The organism is Leptospira dzoumogneensis (assembly GCF_004770895.1).
Taxonomy (GTDB): domain Bacteria; phylum Spirochaetota; class Leptospiria; order Leptospirales; family Leptospiraceae; genus Leptospira_B; species Leptospira_B dzoumogneensis.
This window is the reverse complement of record NZ_RQHS01000008.1, coordinates 15387-34914: the sequence shown is the minus strand read 5'-3', so window position 1 is coordinate 34914 and position 19528 is coordinate 15387. Positions and strand designations below refer to the sequence as shown.

Below are 19528 nucleotides of genomic sequence, written 5' to 3'. Positions count from 1 at the left end.
TATGATGACCGCCCCGTCATGGAGTGCAGTGTTCTTTTTGAATATGGTAAGAAGAAGGCTTGTTGATAGAATCGCATGTGCAGGTGCATTCTTACCTATGGCACAAAATTTGGACGATGCTCGTATGGGCGCAAGACATAGAGCGGCTCTCGGAATTGCGGAAGAATCGGATGCAGTTATCGTAGTAACATCGGAAGAAACCGGTGAAATTTCGGTCTGTCATGACGGGGAAATGATCCATCCCGTAAAACCGATCGAATTAAAAAATCTTTTGAATACGATCCTTCACGAGAAAAAAGCAGGGCCGGGAAATCCGAATGCAGACAAAAAGTTCGATTCGGAAGAAGCAGGGGAGTCGCATGATTAAGGCACTTCTGAACAACTGGCAGGCAAAACTTGGCTCCATCATTTTAGCCACATTATTCTATATCAATTTACAAAATTCTAAAATACTAGTTAGAGAAGTAAATATAAAGATAGAATATCCTAAACTTACCGGCGGACTTATCATCGCTAAAGGATCCGACACTACTTTTCCGGTTAAGGTAGAAGGTGTCAGAGACTATGTGAACTTCTATACTCCTTCTTTAAAGGCGTATATTTCTCCTGCTGATCTTCATCCTGGGGAGAATATCGTAAATATTGTTCGTTTTGGCGGCACCACTCCTGGTTTAAGGATTTCTAAAATTCCAGGAAAGGAGAAGGTCAAGATCCTAGTTGAATCGAACGTAAGTAGGACTCTTATTATAGAACCTAAACTTGCGGGAGATCCCCCTAAGGATTATATCAAATCTTCTCATTTCGTTTCCCCCACAAGTTTGGTAGTTGTAGGGAATCCATCCGAGTTCGACAAGGTTGGGCGAATCGTCAGTCTACCTTCTATCTCCCTGAAAGATAAAACAAAAACATTCACTCAGAAATTTAAGGTCCCGGATCTTCCTGCGGGTTTAAGATACAGGGATAATGTAAAAGAAGTTTCGGTAACGGTGAATATCGTAGCGGATTCTTCCACTCCTGGAGAAAGTATAGTTCTGGGTGTTCCCGTAAAATGCCAGAATCTAGATAAAAATCTGGAAGCGGAATTTTCGGAGCAGGAAGTTTCCGTAAAACTACAATCCAGAACTCCGTTGCGAAGTATCCAGATCATCAAGGGTCTGAATGCAAGTGTGGTATGTTCTCATAAATACGATCCCAAAACCAAAAAGATCCTTCCGGATGGAAAACCTGTGGTCGCAAAAGTCCGTTTGGAAAAGGCTCCTAGTTTAAAATCCGTAGAGATACAGGGAGTTTTCCCGGATCGAATTTCCATACTGTATCGTGTCCGTCCAGATATTGGATCAGGTGGAACCGGAAGTGAAGATGGGGGGGATGGAAACTCGGATCCGGGTTCGGAAGAACCGCTGCCGGAGCCTGAGGAAGAATGAAGATCACCATCGGGAATGATATAGTAGAAAATTCCAGGATCAGGGACTTGCTCGATAAACATGGAGAAAGATTTCTGAAAAGAGTATTTTCAGAAACTGAGATCGCTTATTGCTCGGGTAGGAAAGATCCGGTCCCTCATCTGAGCGGAAGATTCTGCGTAAAAGAAGCATTCATCAAGGCCATAGAACCCGGAGACAAAGTGATCTTAGATATGAGAGAAATCGAACTTTTCGGGAAAGATTTTGGAAAAAAAGAATTGGTACTTCACGGAAAATCGAAAGAATTGTTCCTCGAGAAAGGCTATAGCGGTGTTTCCGTATCCATCAGCCATGCGGAAAATTATTCCACTGCAGTTGTCGTTCTCTATAAGGAGTGAGCGCTAATGGTCACCGAGTCTTTTAAACAAACTCTTAAATTGTACGACGAGGGTCTCGCACTGTACAAGAATAGAAAGTTCAAGGAAGCTTGGGAACTGTTCAAAAAAGCAGTAGAGATCACTCCGAACGACGGGCCTTCTAAAAAATATATAGGACGCTGCGAAGCATTTATCGCGAATCCTCCACCTGAAGATTGGGATGGGGTTTTCGAGATGAAAACGAAATAATCTGGTATCATGTCAAAAAAAGCCGCAACCGCATCCAAACCAAGCCGCACTGTAACCGAATTCGGGACTATCTCCACTGTTTTAGGAAGAGGCACGCATTTCTCAGGAATTCTGAACTTCAAAAAACCTTTGGAAATCTCAGGTGAATTCCAGGGAGAAATAGAATCCGAAGGATTTCTATTAGTCAGCGAAGGAGCAAAGGTCAGAGCCAATATCAAGGCAGGGACTGTAATCGTTGGTGGAGAGATCACAGGCAACGTGATCGCTACCCAAAGATTAGAAATGCTTCCTAGCGGAAAAGTAAACGGAAACATCAAGACTGCAAAGTTGCAAATCGCGGATGGAGTGATCTTCGAAGGCAACTGCGAGATGATCCTGCCTAATAAGGATTGACCCTTCGGTCCGACCTGAAAAATTGGTATCTGCCAGCCCGAAACGACCTATGGACGGCGGAAAAGCGGCCAAAATCGCATTAGCCATCTTATTAGGAACCTTGGCCGGAGCCGTAGTCGGAGTAATCATCGACAACGTTTTTGGGGTCCATATCCTCTCCGTCTACCTCTTACAAGAACCGGTTCGGCTGGAACTTTACGTAATTAAAGTCGAAGCACAAGTTACCCCTGCAAGTCTCTTGGGACTTGTGGCGACATTGTTCTTCGTACTAAAAAAGGGGTAAACAACTCATGTCAGTAATTTCCATGAAAAACCTTCTGGAAACCGGAGTTCACTTCGGTCACCAGACAAGAAAATGGAATCCGAAAATGGCTCCCTATGTCTTCACAGCAAGAAACGGGATCCATATCATCGACCTTCAAAAGACAGTTCAAAAAGCTAAAGAAGCTTATGACGCGTTGAAGAAGATTACTTCCGAAGGAAAAAAAGTCCTATTTGTAGGAACTAAAAAACAAGCGAGAGGAGCTATCGAAAGAGAAGCAATCCGTTGTAGCATGTTCTTCATCAATAACCGCTGGCCGGGCGGACTTTTAACTAACTGGAATACGGTTAAAAAATCCATCGCTCGTTTGAAAAAACTAGAGGGAATGGAAGCAGATAATAGCTTCGAAAAAGAAGTTAAAACTAAAAAAGAAATTCTATCTCTTCGTAGAGAATTGGATAAACTCCGCAAAACTTTGGGCGGGATCAAGGACATGAATAGTATTCCTGAAATTCTTTTCGTGATCGATCCTAAAAAAGAAGAGATCGCGGTAAAAGAAGCACGTAAACTTGGTCTTAAAATTTTCGCAGTGGTTGATACCAATTGTGATCCTGAATTGATCGACTATCCAATCCCAGGTAACGACGACGCGATCCGCGCGATCTCCTTATTCCTCGAAACCATGTCTAACGCGGTGATCGAAGGAACTGGTGGAGTTGTGGAACAACCTCGCTTCAGCGAAGATCTGGATTCGGAAGCGCTTGCTCTTGAATACCAAGGTGAATACGACGAAAGCGGTAAGTTCATTATGGACGAGGATCCGGTCGCTTCTAAAAAAGAAGAAACACCTGCTCCAGCAGCTACTCCGGCTCCGGAAGCTCCTGCAGCTATTGAAATCGATAAAGGCGAGTAAGAGGGAAGATCATGTCAGCATCTACTACCGACCTTATTAAGGAACTAAGAGACCGCACCGGTGCGGGATTGATGGATTGTAAAAAAGCTCTTGTAGAGAATAATAACGATCTAGACAAATCCGCAGATTGGTTGCGTGAAAAAGGGATCGCTAAGGCTTCTAAAAAAGCGGGACGCGTGACCAAAGAAGGAAGAAATATTTCCTATATCCACGGAGACGGAAAGATCGGAGTTCTACTTGAGCTCAACTCTGAGACCGACTTCGTTGCACGCAACGAGGCTTTCGAAGCTCTCGGAAAAGAGATCTGTCTGCAAATCGCAGCTATGGCTCCTTTATACGTAAGCGAAGAACAAGTTCCTGCAGAAGATATCGAGCGTGAAACTAAGGTTTTGGAAGCTCAATTAAAAGAAGAAGGTAAAAAACCGGAACAGATCGAAAAGATCATTCCGGGAAAGATCAAAAAGTATTACTCTGAAGTATGCCTTTTGAACCAAGCCTTCATCAAGGATAACACTAAGACCGTTGACGATCTGGTTAAGGAAGCTATTGCGAAATTCGGTGAAAACATCGTCGTTGCTCGTTTTGCTCGCTTCCAGGTAGGCGGCGCGTAAACCTTGGCCGAGGAAACTTCTAAGTATAAGCGGATCTTAATTAAACTCTCCGGTGAGGCACTTGCCGGAGAGGGAGAGTTTGGGATTGATAGTAATAAAGCCCATTCACTCGCAGAAGAGATCAAAGAAGTTCATTCATTAGGAGTAGAGATTGCTCTGGTAGTCGGAGGGGGAAACCTGATCCGAGGAGCAAATCTCGCTAAGGTGGGAATGGACCAAGCCACCGCAGATTATATGGGGATGCTTGCAACCATCCAAAACGCATTGGCTCTTCAAGATGCCTGCGAAAAAAAAGGACTCTACACTAGAGTTCAGTCGGCAATAGATATTCATTCCATCGCAGAAAGTTATATCCGCCGCAGAGCGGTCCGTCACTTGGAAAAGAAAAGGATCGTGATATTTGCAGGTGGAATAGGTAACCCTTATTTTACTACCGATACCGCAGCAAGTTTAAGAGCAGTAGAAGTAGGATGCGAAGTGATCCTAAAAGCCACTAAGGTGGATGGGGTTTACGAAGCGGATCCTAAAAAAGATCCAAGCGCTAAAAGATATACTCATATCTCCTTTATGGAATCCATCAAACGTAGATTGAAAGTTATGGATTCTACTGCCCTCAGCCTCTGTATGGAAAACAATATGTCAATAATCGTATTTGACATTTTTAAGCGGGGCAATTTAAAAGATTTGGTTCTCGGGGATAAAAAAATAGGTACCCTGATCTCTAACTCGGAGGATATTCGGATCGATGGCGAATGAAGAAGTAATCAACGCAATGAAGTCCAAGATGGATAAAACCGTGGAACTCCTGAAAAAGGATTTTGCGGGAGTCCGGACCGGCAGGGCGAATCCTGCTTTGATCGAAGATCTTAGAGTAGAATATTACGGAACTCCTACACCAATCAATCAATTGGGAAATATCTCCGCTCCTGAGCCTAGACTTCTGGTAGTTTCTCCTTATGATAAGGGAACTATGAAAGATATCGAAAAGGCGATCCAAGCTTCCGGACTAGGGCTACAACCTACGAACGACGGGGTTGTAATTCGTATCATCATCCCGGAACTTACCGGCGAAAGACGTAAAGAATTGGCAAAAGTGGTAAAATCCAAATCGGAAGAGAAGAAGGTCGCCGTAAGGAACATCCGCCGTGATGCTATGGAAGATCTTAAAAAACATTCCGAAGGAATTTCCCAAGACGAATTAAAAACTCTGCAAGACCAGGTGCAAAAAATTACGGATTCTTATATAGACAAAGTTTCCGCAATTACCGCTGAAAAAGAGAAAGAAATCACTACGGTCTAAGCTTGGCTTCTTCCAAAAAAAAAATCCCCCGTCACGTGGCCGTCATCATGGATGGGAACGGAAGATGGGCGACATCTAAAGGACTTTCCAGATCCGAAGGGCATAGAGCAGGTGCAGACGCAATTGATCGTCTGATGGACTCCAGTTTGGAATTGGGTCTCGAAGTAGTTTCCCTGTACGCATTTTCCACTGAAAACTGGAAACGTCCGATCACAGAGATCAGATCCATATTCAATCTATTGGTGGAATTTATAGATTCACGTTTGGATAAGATCCATGCGAAAGGGATCAGAATATTACATTCAGGTTCTAGAAAAAAACTGAGTTCATTGGTTTTATCTAAAATCGATCATGCTGCGGAGATCACCCGCAAAAACCGCAAATTAACCGTGAACTTTTGTTTAAATTACGGGTCCCAGGAAGAGATTTTAAGCGCGTTTTCCAGATTAGCGGAAGAAAGAAAGAAGAAGTCCATCTCCATCCAAAAACCGATCAGCACAAAAGAACTCGAAAAATATTTGTATACGTACCCCCTTCCGGCAGTAGATTTATTGATTAGAACCGCTGGGGAGAGGAGATTATCCAATTTCCTTCTATGGCAATCCGCTTATGCGGAGCTTTTTTTTACGGAAAATCTTTGGCCTGAATTCGGAGACAAGGATCTGAGAGAGGCGCTGGATTGGTTCGCAAGAAGGACCCGAAAATTCGGAGGTTTAGAGAATGGGTGAAACTACAAAAAGGATCCTTTCCGCGGCTGTGCTCGTAGCCCTCTACCTGTTCATGATCTTTTACAGGGATTTTTACTATTTACAAACCCTGGTAATACTTCTGGTCGCAGGAGTGATAGGTCTGACGGAATTTTACAGGCTTTCCGATAGGGGCCAGGACGGAAGACCCTTCAAGGGAACCGGGATATTCTTCTTTATTATAATATTATTAATTTATTATTTTAGATTTGTAGCTTCTCAGAACAAATTCGAGCCGCCTATATTCTTCCAGACACATTTTAAACTGTTTGTGCCTAGTTTCGACGCGGTGACCTTCTCCTTTGTATTACTTTTTCTATTCAGTTTCCTTCTCCAAATTTTACGAAGGCCTCTAGATGGGGCGATCTTTTCCGTAAGTTCCACGATTTTAGGAGTGGTTTATGCGGCACTTCCGTTAGGGCATTTACTTCTTCTTTTGGGAATGAACCAAGGGATCTATTATGTGTTCTTGGTTTCAGTTGCCACATTTATGACCGATGTGGGGGGATATTTCGGCGGGCGTTGGTTCGGAAGAAATCCAGCAGGACTTGCAATCTCTCCTAAAAAAACCTGGGAAGGTTATGCTTCCGGGATCGTAGTCGCGATCGGTTCAGTATTCCTTCTGAATACCATTTGGGAAAGAAGCACAGGTGTTGCACCTTTAGTTTCAGGTGCAGAAGTATTTTTAACTTCCTTAATTTTATCTTTCGTTGGTATCATAGGAGACCTATTGGAATCCGCAATGAAAAGGGACGCTAAGGTAAAAGACTCCGGGAATTTGATCCCAGGTCATGGTGGAATTTTGGATAGGGCGGATGCTTTACTTTTAACGGTTCCTATCCTTTATTTTTATCTTCAGATCAAGGTTGCTCTGGGATTTCCGGTCTAACTAACAATATGAAAAGAGGCGTCTCTATACTGGGTGCCTCCGGATCGGTAGGAGAGTCCACTCTCAAAATACTCCGCCAATTTCCGGAAGAATTTCGGTTGGTATCTTTCAGCGTACATTCCAATTTACAAAAAGCGGAATCGATTGCGAAGGAATTCCAACCGGATGTTCTATGTATCAGTTCCGACACTGCGGATAGAACCGTACTCGGAAATAAGATCGGAAATACGAATGTACTGTACGGATCTAAAAGTTTAGAAGAGATCGTTTCAGATCCGGAAATAGAAACAGTTGTCACAGCAGTCGTAGGCGCAAGCGGGATCAGGCCGACTGTTGCTGCGATCCGTGCAGGTAAAAAAATAGGGATCGCAAACAAGGAAACCTTGGTAAGCTGCGGGCCTTATATCAGAAGTTTATTAGAAAATTCTAAATCATCTTTGGTTCCGGTAGACTCGGAGCATAATGCACTTTTCCAACTTTTAGAAAATATGAAGAAGGACTCACTCGAAAGAATCGTCCTGACCGCTTCCGGTGGACCTTTTCGTAAACTTGCCTTACAAGATCTTCCGAAAGTAACGATCGAACAGGCTCTCAAACATCCTACCTGGAATATGGGTCCTAAGATCACGATTGATTCCGCAGGAATGATCAATAAAGGATTAGAAGTAATAGAGGCTCATTTCCTTTTCGGGTTCTCTTATGATAAGATAGGTGTGGTCATTCATCCTCAGAGTATTGCCCACGGTTTGGTGGAAACAAAGGACGGAGCAAGTTTTGTATACGCTTCATATCCTGATATGATCTTTCCTGTGGCGCATTCATTATATTATCCTAAAATAGTTCCTAAAGTTTTAAGATCTCATCCCGCTACTTCTTGGGGAACTCTGGAATTTTTAGAGCCGGACCTGGAAAGATATCCTGGTTTGGCGCTGGCGTATGAGGCTGGAAGAACTGGAGGCACTGCTCCTTCTGTCTTTAATGCTTCTAACGAAGTGGCTGTGGAATTATTCTTACAAGGTAAAATTCTTTTTACGGAGATACCTTCTCTCATTCGAAATGTTTTGGAAAAAATCCCAAATTCATTTCCGAAAGATTTAGAAGGATATGAAGAAGCGGACAGAAAGGCCAGAGAATTGGCCTTCCATTTCTCTAAAGATAAGGTAGTGCATTTATGTTAGCAGATATTTTAGGCATCGTATTCATGCTGGCCCTTTGTATTTTTATACATGAGCTGGGCCATTTGATCATGGGCTGGGTAGTAGGTGTAAAAGCCAGGATCTTCTCCATTGGTTACGGAAAAGGGATTTGGAAAAAGAAAATCGGTGAGACCACTTTCCAGGTCACCGGGATCCCGTTAGGCGGTTATGTTCTGTTCAAGGGAGACGAAAGCGGAGCATTAAAAGGGGAGAAGGGAGAATTTTTATCCACTCCTCCTTTAAAAAGAATGATCCCGGTTTTCGGCGGACCTCTATTCAATTTGATCCTAGGATTTTTTATTATCTTCGGTCTGTATGCGATCGGTTATTCTCCGGCCGGAACTAAAATTTATATTGAGCCTGCGATTACGGAATATTCTTCCGGATACCAAGCTGGTTTAAGAAGTGGAGATAAAATAGTCTCCGTTAACGGAACTAAAACGGAATCCAAATATGAATTATTATCCGAGCTTGGACTTGCTCGTGGAAAAGATATCCAGCTCAAAGTGGAAAGAGAAGGAAAAGAACTAGAATTTCATTTTTCCGATCCTCAGATCGGAGTGGATTTTGCTGGAGAAAGACAGGTCCAGGTCGACTTCGGATACGGTTCCACACTGAGTCATTGGTTCTTGAAAAAACTTTCTTTCTTAGATCCGAACGGAGAAGCGGCAGAATATAGAAAACAAAGGGAAAGAAAGGCGGCGTTAGACCCAAAACTTTCTCCTCGTGAGCTCGCTTTACAAGAAGCAAGACTCAATAAAGAAGCTATCGAATCCAGAGCGTTAGATTATCTGAACGACGGAGACAGGATCTTATCGGTAAACGGGATAGAAGTTCATACCGTTCCTGAACTGCAACGTACTCTCGGGAAATTCCAGAACGAAAAAGTAAAATTGGAAGTGGATCGTAAAACGTATCCTCTTCTCAATCCATGGACCCGTGAAAAAGCAGAGGTGGAAATGACACCTCTTGCCGCGTTCGTTGTGGAATTAAAAGATGTTCGAGACAGAAAATATCCTGAGATACCTATCAGCACTATCAGTCTCAGAAGCCATGATCCTGAAATTAAATTGAAACTTCTAAGCTTGAAGATGGACGGTAAAACTTTTGCAGATCTAGAAGATTTCAAAAAGACAGTCCAGGCTCAAGTCGGCAAAAGAGTTCAGTTAGAAGTCCAGGGCCAAGTCTGGGACACAACACTCGGATTCTACCAGATCGGTCTTTTAGGTTTCACTGCTAAGATGCACGTGAAAGAGGAAAGTATGGACCGAAAACTTTCCTTCGGTGAGGCGTTTTTACAATCAGGCAAAGACGTGGGAAAAATGATCAGCGATAACCTGAGAGGACTCGGGATGATCTTTTCCGGAAGATTGAAGGTAAAGGACAGCGTTTCCGGCCCGGTTGGACTCGCTAAAGTTTCAGTCCAATTCTTAGAAGACGGTTTTTATTCTTACTTTCAGTTCGTGGCATTTATTTCGATCGCTTTAATGATAATGAATTTACTTCCGATTCCTGTAGCCGACGGTGGACATATCGTTTTTTTCACATACGAGGCGATCGCCGGTAGACCTTTGCCGATGGCTGTTCAAGAACAGGTTTTGAGATTAGGATTCTTCTTCCTTTTATCCTTAGGCCTCTATGTGACTTATCACGATTTCTTAAGATAATCGAGAGTCATGAGAGCATCTAAATATTTAGTACCTACGGAAAAAGAAAATCCTTCGGACGCGGTAGTCGCTTCCCATAGGCTGATGATACGAGCAGGTCTGGTCAGAAAATCAGGCTCAGGATTTTATTTTTTCCTACCGTTAGGGTTACGTATCCTTAAAAAAATAGAGAATATCGTCCGCGAAGAAATGGACGCAACCGGTGCATTGGAATTCGAACTTCCGATCATGACACCTTCCGAGTTTTGGGAACAATCGGGAAGATGGAGTGTTATGGGCCCGGAAATGATGCGAGTGAAAGACCGTCATGACCAATGGTATGCACTCGGTCCCACTCATGAGGAATCTTTTTCTTATTTAGTAAAACCTCTACTGAAATCATACAAGGATCTGCCGATCAATGTGTATCAGATCCATACCAAGTTCAGGGATGAGATCCGCCCTAGATTCGGAGTGATCCGTTCTAGAGAGTTCATTATGAAAGATGCATATTCTTATCATTTGGACGAGGCTTCTTTGGATGCGACTTATCAGGATATGAGAACCGCTTACCGCAAAATTTTCCAACGCTGCGGTTTGAAAACGATCCCTGTCCAAGCGGATTCTGGAACAATGGGCGGTTCCGCTTCCGAAGAATTTATGGTGGTTTCTCCTATTGGAGAAGAGACACTTCTTCTTTGTGGAGACTGCGGTTATAATTCTAATAGTGAAAAAACTCCTTTTATAGCAAAGGCAGAAGATTCTCCAAAAGGTCCTAAAGTCAAAAAGGAAGTGGCAACTCCAGGCAAAAAGTCCATCGAAGATGTTGCTTCTTTCCTAAATGTTCGCCCTCAGGATACGATCAAGGCAGTTGCCTTCCAAAATGGAAAAGAAAAACTGTTGGTATTCCTACGCGGGGACCTGGAGCTGAATGAAAATAAACTGAAAGCTTATTTGAAATGGTCCGACTTGGATATGATCCCCGAGGCTGAATTAAAAAGTTCTAATTTAGTGCCCGGGTTTATCGGACCTTCCGATGTAGGCGCCGGGTTTAAAGTGATTTTAGACTCTTCTATCCAGAAAGATGGAGCGTACGTAGTTGGTGGAGGAAAAGAAGATTTCCATATCCAAGGATATGTTCCTTCTTCCGAGATCAAGATCCAATATGAAACTGCTGATGTGGCTCTTACAAGAGAAGGGGATCCTTGTCCTACTTGCGCAAAAACACTAAAAGCAGAAAAAGGAATAGAAGTAGGTCATATCTTCAAACTTGGAGATAAATATACTAAGTCCTTCCAGATCCAAGTACTGGACCAACAAGGTAAGGCGAAAACTCTCACCATGGGATGTTATGGTATCGGTGTAAACCGCACCATGGCAACCGTTATAGAACAATGTAATGATGATAAGGGGATTTACTGGCCTATCAGTATCGCTCCTTTCGAGATCGGCCTTGTTACTCTTACAAAAGGTGAGGAGCAAGACGCAAAAGCATTAGAATTTTACGAAAATCTAAAGAACGAAGGTTTCGAGGTATTCTGGGACGAAAGAGATCTGGGGCCCGGATTTAAGTTCAAGGATTCCGAACTGATCGGTTTTCCGATCCGTATCACCGTCGGTAAAAAGTTTTTCGAGTCCGGAGAAATTTCCATCTATAATCGTAAATATGATAAGGATGAAACTTTCAAATTCACGGACTTTGATGATCTGAATACAAGAGTAGAAAATCTACGTCAGGAATTATACCAGGAGTTGTTGGGAGATTAATCCCTTCAAAAACTGTCATGGCTAAAGAACGCAGCTTCACTGAAAAAGAAGGATACTTCGGAGATTTTGGAGGAAGATATTCCCCCGAGATCTTGACCGAAGCATTGATCGAGTTGGAAGATACTTACAATAAACTCCGTAAGGATAAAAAATTCCAAAAGGATCTGGAGTTTTATAGAAAGAATTATATCGGAAGACCCTCTCCTCTGACTTATGCGGAGAAACTGACCAAAGCTTGGGGTGGGGCTAAAATTTGGCTCAAACGTGAGGACCTGAATCATACAGGCGCCCATAAGATCAATAATACGATCGGCCAGGCGCTTATTGCAAAAGCAATGGGCAAACGTAGGATCATTGCAGAAACAGGAGCAGGCCAACATGGTGTGGCAACTGCTACGGTGGGTGCTTTATTCGAATTTGAAACAGCTATCTTTATGGGAGAAGAAGATCTCCGCCGTCAAAAACTGAATGCGATCCGTATGCAGATGCTCGGTGCGAAAGTGATCGGAGTTTCTTCCGGGACTGCAACTTTAAAGGACGCAACTTCGGAAGCGATGAGAGATTGGGCATTAAATGTTTCTAATACTCATTATATAGTAGGTTCGGTGATCGGACCTCATCCTTTTCCTACGATCGTCCGCGATTTCCAAAAAGTAGTGGGAGAAGAATCCAAAAAGCAGTTCAAAAAAGAGAACGATAAACTTCCGGACGCTGTGGTTGCCTGTGTAGGCGGCGGTTCCAATGCAATGGGAATGTTTTACGGATTTCTAAATGATAAAAAAGTAAAATTGTACGGTGTGGAAGCCGGGGGAAGAGGACCTTCTCCCGGGGAACATTCTGCCACAATGCTTTTTGGTAAGACCGGATTTTTACATGGAACCAAAACTTTGGTGATCCAAGACGAAGGTGGACAGGTAGTTCCTGCTCATTCTGTTTCTGCCGGATTGGATTATCCAGGTGTAGGACCTGAACACGCTCATTTACATTCTTCCGGAAGAGTAACCTACGAGACTGTTTCCGATCAGGGAGCCTTGGACGCATTCATGGAAGTTTGCAGGGTAGAAGGTATCATCCCTGCATTAGAAACTGCTCATGCTTTCCGATTTGCCAAGGATCTTGCAAAAGAGCTTGGAAAGAAAAAAGACATTCTGATCTGTCTTTCCGGAAGAGGAGATAAAGACGTAGCAGAAGTAGCAAGACTTGTCGGTTTTTCACAAGGAGATTTGATTTGAGCGCAATTAAGAGCGTTTTTTCAGATTCAAAAAGCGCATTCATTCCTTATATTTCTTTAGGAGATCCAAACTACGACCTATGTGTGGATTGGGCGGATGCTCTTATCAGAGGCGGCGCTGATATTTTAGAATTGGGGATCCCATTCTCGGATCCTGTTGCAGATGGACCGGTGATCCAAAAAGCATTCAAACGTGCTCTTGCAAATCCATTCTCCATGGATACAATTTTGGAAACGACCGAGAAGATACATTCTTTACATCCTCATATTCCTTTAGTGTATCTAACGTATTTTAATCCTATCTTTCATTACGGTTTCGAAAAGTTCGCGGAGAAGGCAAAGATCGCGGGTATCCAAGGTATGATCATCCCGGATCTTCCATATGATACCCCTGAGACTGACGAATTATTCAAATCCTTAAAAAGAAGAGGGGTGGATCTGATCCATTTGGTCACCCCAGCTACTCCTTTGAATCGTATGAAAGGAATTAGAGACTTTGCTTCCGGATTTATCTACTATGTGACTTCTTATGGAGTGACCGGTGAAAGAAAATCCATCTCTGCGGATCTGGAAGACAGGATCAAAATAACGAAAGAAGTGATTTCTCTTCCAGTAAGTGCTGGGTTTGGGATCTCGGACGCGGACCAGGCGAAAGAAATTTCCCAGTACGCTGACGGGATCATCATAGGATCTGCCGTACAAAGGATCATAGAAGAGAATGGTTCTAATCCTAGTCTTTGTAGAAAAAAACTGGAAGAATACGCGCAATCGATTTCCGGTTCTTTGAGAGGAAAGAACTAGCACGCAAAGCCGTGAAGTAGGAGTTCCTACATTCCTCTAAACCCTCCGCGTCTTAGCGCCTCTGCGTGAAATTAAAATACTAAAAATTGGCACGCAGAGTCACGGAGTCACAGAGATTAAAAGTTTCTGAATTTGATCCTACCCCAAAACCCTCCGGCCTTAGCGCCTCTGCGTGAAATAGTCGATATTTTCTTTCCTGAACCGGGAAGAAAATTGACGAAACCGTCCCGGTAGAGAGAATCTTCCGGATCGGAGGAAAGAATGAGCGAGTCCAAATCAGCCCAGAAATTTACCGTTGTGGATATTATTTTTGGGGTCACTACAACCCTCGGTATTCTGGCACATTTTTATTATGCGTTTTTTTCCGAATCGGATTACGCAATTCAACTTCTGCTATTAGGTGCGCTTTTCTTATTTGCACCATCTTACTTCTTCTATAAAACCATTACCAAGGTCGCAAAAAATCCTCAGCTAGCCGGAAGTCTTTGGTTGGCGATCATAGTATCCCTGGTTTGGTTCGATCTATACGTTACCTTTACTCCTCTTGCTGATTTGGAAGAAGATTCCATTTCTTGGAGATTCAATCTTTTACGCGGCCCTAAGGGGGACGATAAGGAAGCCCTGAAAGAAATCGAATCCGATAAGGGAAGAGTGTCCCAGATCAGGATGAACCCTCCGAAGAAAGCTCGCAGGGATATACATATCATCGGAATTAACACAAAAACCTTGGAGGAGCTGGGTGGAGTCTGGCCGCTTCCTTGGGAATATTATGCAAAGGTAATAGATAAATTCGCATCATCTACAAATTACTTAATGTTCGATATTTTCTTTTTGGACTATAAGCCTGGTCAGACCGAGGCGATGGCAAAGGCACTTACTCATAATCCCCGGGTAATGTTCGACTATCCTATGGAAACTCGTTTAGAGAGCCGGGAAGCGATACGTAATTTAGAAAGAAGAACGGATATCCTCCGAAAATATAAAATCGAGAATGTTGTCGATCCGGGAGTATTTGCTTGGCTTAGATTTCCGCAAGGTCCAATCGAGCCGGTAGCCGAAAAATCAATCGGACTCGGTTTTGCTAATATTAAAAAAGATGAATCCGGCTTAAATCGCAAGATGCCATTGGTTGCAAAAATTATCGGCTCCGGTCCAAATAATGAGAACGAATATTATGCATCGATAGACCTGGTGATCGCCTGCAATTATTACGGGGTAGATCTCAAAAAAGACGTCGAAGTGGTAATGGGAAAATATATAAAGATCAAAAATATCCCCCAAAAGACAACCACTCGTATCGATGGCGTTACGTTAAAGACTGTCACAGAAGATATTCTCGCTAAGCCGAACGAAGAGAGATCGATTACTATTCCGATAGATGAATTCGGCCAAATGGAAATTAACTTTCCAGGCGGTGTTTATTCTTATAATACTACTGAATTTTTCGAAGTTTCTGAGGGCTGGGATAATGAAACAGCTACCCAGCTAAACAATCATATTTTCCTCGTGGCGATGTTTTATGCGACAGGAAGAGGTGCCGCAAAAGATACTCACTTATCTCCATTCGGAGATATGTCCGGGATTGAGCACCACGCACATGCGATTAATACCATTCTAAATCAAGATTTTCTTTCTAACCTTTCGTTGGGAGGGAATTTCTTAATTTTTCTAGCAATGGGTTTCGTTATGGGCATTTTACTTCCTCGAATGAAGACCTCCTGGGGGTTTTTGTTCGTAATTTTGACCGCACTTGCTTATACAATTATAGTCGTTTTTAATTTTGATACATTTAATTATATCTATGCATTTCCAACGATAATCATAGAGCAATTCTTCATATTCGTGGGGATCATAGTTTATAAGATCTTAACGGAAGAAGAGAACGTAAAATATATCCGCACAACATTCTCCAAATTCGTCTCCAAAGACGTTGTGGACGAACTTCTCAAGAATCCGGAAAATCTAAACTTGGGAGGATCCAAGAAGGATATTACCATTTTCTTCTCGGATATCCGCGGATTTACCACCATGTCCGAAAAAATGGGTCCGGAAGAACTGGTCCAATTCCTGAATCAGTACCTATCGGAAATGACCGAGATCATTATCGAGTTCAAGGGAACGATTGATAAATACATGGGGGATGCGATTATGGCTTTCTGGGGGGCTCCGGTTCCTCTAGAAGACCATGCTTACTACGCTTGCGCAGCTTCTCTCGCTCAGATGAGAAGACTGGCTGTATTGAAAGAAGAATGGAAAGCAAGAGACCTTCCTGTGATGGACATCGGTATCGGATTAAATTCCGGACCTGCTGTCGTGGGGAATATGGGGAGTTCTCACCGGATGGACTATACTTGTATGGGAGATACCATTAACTTGGGATCTCGTCTGGAAGGATCCAACAAGGAATATGCCACAAATATTATTATTTCGGAATATACATACGAAAAGGTCAAGGACCGCATAATCGCCAGAGAACTGGACCTAGTCAAGGTAAAGGGTAAAACCAAACCTGTCCGGATCTATGAACTGATCGACTTAGTGAACGAAGAAGACCTAAAACTTCTGAGGAGACCTTTGCATTCAGTAGAGCAGTCCCGATGACCGTCAAAGACGGAATACATGCAACAGGAAGATTCGTTATTGAACGGGATCCGCCTTCCGGTGGATCTCAGAAAATTGCCTCTCGAGGAACTGCCTAAACTCTGTTCCGAGATCCGAAATTATATCATTGATACTCTCTCCGGGATCGGAGGGCATTTTGCTAGTAACCTGGGAGTTGTTGAACTCACAGTTGCCTTACATTACGTTTTTGATACTCCAAAAGACAGACTGATCTGGGATGTAGGACACCAAACATATCCTCATAAGATCCTTACCGGCAGAAAAGAAAAACTTTCCACAGTCCGAAAATTCAAAGGACTTTCCGGATTTCCTAAAAGAGAAGAATCAGTCTACGATCTATATAATACCGGACACGCGGGCACTTCTATCTCCCAAGCATTGGGAGAAGCTGTAGCTCGGGATCTGACCGGAAAAAATTATTCAGTCGCAGCAATTATCGGGGACGCATCCATCGCAACCGGAATGGCCTTGGAAGCGATGAACCATGCGGGACACCTTAAAAAAGATCTGCTAGTTGTTCTAAACGACAATTATATGTCCATCTCTAAGAACGTCGGGTCCATTTCCAATTATCTGAATAATATCATCAGCTCTCATTTTTATCTGAACTGGAAAAGGATATTTTATACTTTTCTAAAATGGTTCCCGATTGTTGGACCTGCAATGGAAAGCTTTTTCAAAAGAGTAGAAAAAGGATTTAAAGACGTATTCACACCTGGTGGGCTTTTCGAAGACCTAGGTTTTATTTATATAGGACCGGAAGACGGCCATGATGTGGTTCGTCTAGTTACCATGCTGAGAAAGATCAAGACAATGAAAGGACCTGTTCTTTTCCATACGATCACTCAAAAAGGAAAAGGATATATTCCAGCAGAGAAGGACCCGATCAAATACCATGGAGTAACTCCATTCCGCAAGGAAGACGGAGCCATGGATTCAGGCGATTCTTCTAAAATTTCCTATTCTAAGATCGTGGGTAAGGTGCTTTCCGATCTAACCGAAAAAAATCCACGAATTGCAGCAGTCACTCCGGCAATGATAGAAGGTTCCGGACTAGGGGAATATGTTTCTAAATTCCCGGATCATGTCTACGATGTAGGTATCGCGGAACAACACTCGGTTGCTTTTGCGGGTGCAATGACTAACGGGGATGTGATCCCTTATATGTGTATTTATTCCACCTTCTTGACCAGAGGGATGGACCAATTGGTGGAAGATGTTTCTCTTATGAATCTTCCTGTTCGATTCGTGATCGATAGAGCCGGTTGTGTTGGGCCGGATGGAGAGACTCACCAGGGATTATTCGATCTAAGTTACCTTCTTTCCTTGCCGAATATGGATGTGTTCGTGCCTTCTTCCGGACAGGATCTGGTGGATTCGCTTAAGTATATGGAGCATTACGATAAGTCTCCGATCGCGATCCGATTCCCTAAGGCGAGTGTGGAACTTTCCGGTCTAGATTTCGGCGCGGAGAAGGATCTAAAACCCGGAAGTTTTAGGGTTCTGCAAAGAGGAACTGACATCGCCCTTCTTTCCATCGGTTCCATGTTAGAAGAAGCCAAGAAGACTGCTAGTCTATTGGAACAAGAAGGATATTCGGTAACATTGATCGACCTGGTTTGGCTTCGTCCTTTGGGCAAAGAGGCTTTGGATGAGGAACTTTCTCATGTCCGCCATTTTGTGATCCTGGATGAGAGTTATCTAGACGGTGGAGCTTCCGGTTATTTATTGAACCGGATCTCTCCCGAGTATTTGGGACGTTTTATCAAAACATTCGCATTCCCTTCCGAGGTGATCCATCACGGGGAGAGGAAGGAAATTTTTACGGAGTACGGTTTGGATGCTCAGAGCATCTCCAAGTTTCTTCGGGAAAATGTAAAGAAGGAAGTCCTACACGGAAAACGGAATTAAGCTATTTCAAGAGGCGTCCGAAAATAAAAATAAAAACGGGTAGATAATTGGAAAACCTGACGCCTGAAGACAAGCTAGAAGCATCTAAATTTTTTTATAGAACCGGCGATTTGGATCGTGCGGAATTCCTGTTAAAATCATCTTTAGAAGATACCGAAAGCCATGAGACCTACTTTTTTCTGGGTCTGATCGAAAACCAAAGAAACAATTGGAAAAAAGGTCTGTACTATTTCTACCGTTCCGTAGAAGTGAATCCTGAATACGGGAATCCTTGCAACGAGATAGGTATCCTACTTCTTCGAATGGGAAGAGAAAGAGAATCCGTTTTCTGGCTCAAAAAATCACTTCGCTGCACTTTAAACGACGCACCTCATATTTCTCTTTTTAACCTAGCTACACTTTACAAGATCTGGAATCGCCCGGAAAGATCCTTGCAGTATCTGCATAAGGCAATCGTAATGAAGCCTGATTTTGAAGAAGCAAAACGACTAAGAGAAGAATTGAACTCTGCAATCTAAGAATGTCTAAAGAACCGATTACAATCCGTCCTGCCAGGCCGGAAGACGCGCCCTCCGCTGTTCCTTTGATCTATAGTTCCGGGCCTGCAGCCTGGGACTATGTATTCAATGAGGGAAAAATTTCCTCTCAGGATTTTCTGATCAAATCCTTCCAAGGGACCAAGAATACATTCAGTTATAAGAACCATTATTTGGCCGAGAAGAATGGAGAGGTTGTAGGTAGTATCGTAATATTCCTCTCCGAGAACTTCTTCTTCCAGAATGCTGCTACTGCAGGAAATATTTTCCGAATTTATGGATTCAAAGCTCCTAAGGTTGCAGTTCGTGGACTCAGTATGGAAGGAATGATCCAACCTCCTAAGTCCGGCAGATTATACTTGGGCCATATCGCAGTTCCTGAAAAAGAAAGAAGGCAAGGGATAGCGGAGAAGCTGATCCGATTTGCGATATCCACTTACCCGGGTTACGATAAAATTTCTTTGGATGTTTCCCAAGAGAATCCGAATGCTCAAGGTCTGTATAAAAAATTAGGATTCGAGATCGTAGAAGCCAGGAATTTTTCCGGGCCGAAAGGTTTAGTTCCTAATCATTATTATATGGAAGCGAATCGTTCCTCCTTCTAATTCCATATTATTCTTTCCCGATCTATAAACTGGAACGACAAATCGTCTGTTTTATAATATACTTTTCTTC

At 43.0% G+C, this 19528-nt stretch carries 21 protein-coding genes; all 21 read left to right on the top strand.

Annotated features, from left to right (window positions below; translation table 11 throughout):
* Positions 1-367: diadenylate cyclase (locus EHR06_RS05800; RefSeq protein WP_341867501.1), on the top strand; the 367-nt coding region annotated here is incomplete at its 5' end.
* The gene (locus EHR06_RS05795) at positions 360-1424 is read left to right on the top strand and encodes a YbbR-like domain-containing protein (protein ID WP_135756140.1); all 1065 of its coding nucleotides are present in this window, start codon (positions 360-362) and stop codon (positions 1422-1424) included. The genes EHR06_RS05800 and EHR06_RS05795, both read left to right, overlap by 8 nt.
* On the top strand, positions 1421-1801 hold the full coding sequence (acpS, locus tag EHR06_RS05790) for a holo-ACP synthase (RefSeq protein WP_086446726.1): 381 nt from the start codon (positions 1421-1423) through the stop codon (positions 1799-1801). The genes EHR06_RS05795 and acpS overlap by 4 nt, the downstream gene beginning before the upstream one ends.
* A 6-nt stretch (positions 1802-1807) precedes the next feature.
* Positions 1808-2029 carry a tetratricopeptide repeat protein gene (locus EHR06_RS05785; RefSeq protein ID WP_008592471.1) on the top strand — a complete coding sequence of 74 codons (222 nt, stop codon included), beginning with the start codon at positions 1808-1810 and terminating at the stop codon, positions 2027-2029.
* A gap of 9 nt (positions 2030-2038) precedes the next feature.
* Positions 2039-2422, top strand: a complete 384-nt coding sequence (locus tag EHR06_RS05780) for a bactofilin family protein (RefSeq protein WP_135756139.1) — start codon at positions 2039-2041, stop codon at positions 2420-2422.
* Positions 2423-2444: 22 nt separating this feature from the next.
* Positions 2445-2705 (top strand): hypothetical protein, encoded by a 261-nt coding sequence (locus EHR06_RS05775; RefSeq protein WP_199775842.1) that lies wholly within the window; start codon positions 2445-2447, stop codon positions 2703-2705.
* 7 nt (positions 2706-2712) lie between these two features.
* Positions 2713-3597, top strand: a complete 885-nt coding sequence (rpsB, locus tag EHR06_RS05770) for a 30S ribosomal protein S2 (RefSeq protein WP_135756138.1) — start codon at positions 2713-2715, stop codon at positions 3595-3597.
* Positions 3598-3608: 11 nt separating this feature from the next.
* Complete coding sequence (tsf, locus tag EHR06_RS05765) at positions 3609-4208, top strand: translation elongation factor Ts (RefSeq protein WP_135756137.1); 600 nt, start codon at positions 3609-3611, stop codon at positions 4206-4208.
* Between the two features lie 3 nt (positions 4209-4211).
* Entirely contained in the window at positions 4212-4964 is a 753-nt protein-coding gene (pyrH, locus tag EHR06_RS05760) for a UMP kinase (RefSeq protein WP_008592152.1), read from the top strand.
* The gene (frr, locus tag EHR06_RS05755; protein WP_100707850.1) at positions 4954-5508 is read left to right on the top strand and encodes a ribosome recycling factor; all 555 of its coding nucleotides are present in this window, start codon (positions 4954-4956) and stop codon (positions 5506-5508) included. Before pyrH ends, frr begins: the two co-directional genes overlap by 11 nt.
* A gap of 2 nt (positions 5509-5510) precedes the next feature.
* The gene (locus EHR06_RS05750) at positions 5511-6236 is read left to right on the top strand and encodes an isoprenyl transferase (protein WP_135756136.1); all 726 of its coding nucleotides are present in this window, start codon (positions 5511-5513) and stop codon (positions 6234-6236) included.
* Complete coding sequence (locus tag EHR06_RS05745; protein WP_135756135.1) at positions 6229-7143, top strand: phosphatidate cytidylyltransferase; 915 nt, start codon at positions 6229-6231, stop codon at positions 7141-7143. Before EHR06_RS05750 ends, EHR06_RS05745 begins: the two co-directional genes overlap by 8 nt.
* Before the next feature lie 8 nt (positions 7144-7151).
* The gene (dxr, locus tag EHR06_RS05740; protein ID WP_135756134.1) at positions 7152-8321 is read left to right on the top strand and encodes a 1-deoxy-D-xylulose-5-phosphate reductoisomerase; all 1170 of its coding nucleotides are present in this window, start codon (positions 7152-7154) and stop codon (positions 8319-8321) included.
* A complete protein-coding gene (locus tag EHR06_RS05735) occupies positions 8315-10006 on the top strand; it encodes a site-2 protease family protein (protein ID WP_135756133.1) in 1692 nt (563 codons plus the stop codon). The genes dxr and EHR06_RS05735 overlap by 7 nt, the downstream gene beginning before the upstream one ends.
* A gap of 9 nt (positions 10007-10015) precedes the next feature.
* The gene (locus tag EHR06_RS05730; RefSeq protein WP_135756132.1) at positions 10016-11752 is read left to right on the top strand and encodes a proline--tRNA ligase; all 1737 of its coding nucleotides are present in this window, start codon (positions 10016-10018) and stop codon (positions 11750-11752) included.
* A gap of 17 nt (positions 11753-11769) precedes the next feature.
* Entirely contained in the window at positions 11770-12984 is a 1215-nt protein-coding gene (gene trpB, locus EHR06_RS05725; RefSeq protein ID WP_135756131.1) for a tryptophan synthase subunit beta, read from the top strand.
* The gene (gene trpA, locus EHR06_RS05720) at positions 12981-13784 is read left to right on the top strand and encodes a tryptophan synthase subunit alpha (RefSeq protein ID WP_135756130.1); all 804 of its coding nucleotides are present in this window, start codon (positions 12981-12983) and stop codon (positions 13782-13784) included. Before trpB ends, trpA begins: the two co-directional genes overlap by 4 nt.
* Before the next feature lie 261 nt (positions 13785-14045).
* The gene (locus EHR06_RS05715; protein ID WP_135756129.1) at positions 14046-16385 is read left to right on the top strand and encodes an adenylate/guanylate cyclase domain-containing protein; all 2340 of its coding nucleotides are present in this window, start codon (positions 14046-14048) and stop codon (positions 16383-16385) included.
* Between the two features lie 18 nt (positions 16386-16403).
* Entirely contained in the window at positions 16404-18317 is a 1914-nt protein-coding gene (dxs, locus tag EHR06_RS05710) for a 1-deoxy-D-xylulose-5-phosphate synthase (protein ID WP_135756128.1), read from the top strand.
* 47 nt (positions 18318-18364) lie between these two features.
* Positions 18365-18835, top strand: coding sequence for a tetratricopeptide repeat protein (locus EHR06_RS05705; RefSeq protein ID WP_135756127.1), 471 nt, complete (start codon positions 18365-18367; stop codon positions 18833-18835).
* A 2-nt stretch (positions 18836-18837) separates the two neighbouring features.
* Positions 18838-19458 carry a GNAT family N-acetyltransferase gene (locus tag EHR06_RS05700; RefSeq protein WP_135756126.1) on the top strand — a complete coding sequence of 207 codons (621 nt, stop codon included), beginning with the start codon at positions 18838-18840 and terminating at the stop codon, positions 19456-19458.
* The last annotated feature ends 70 nt before the right edge of the window (positions 19459-19528 follow it).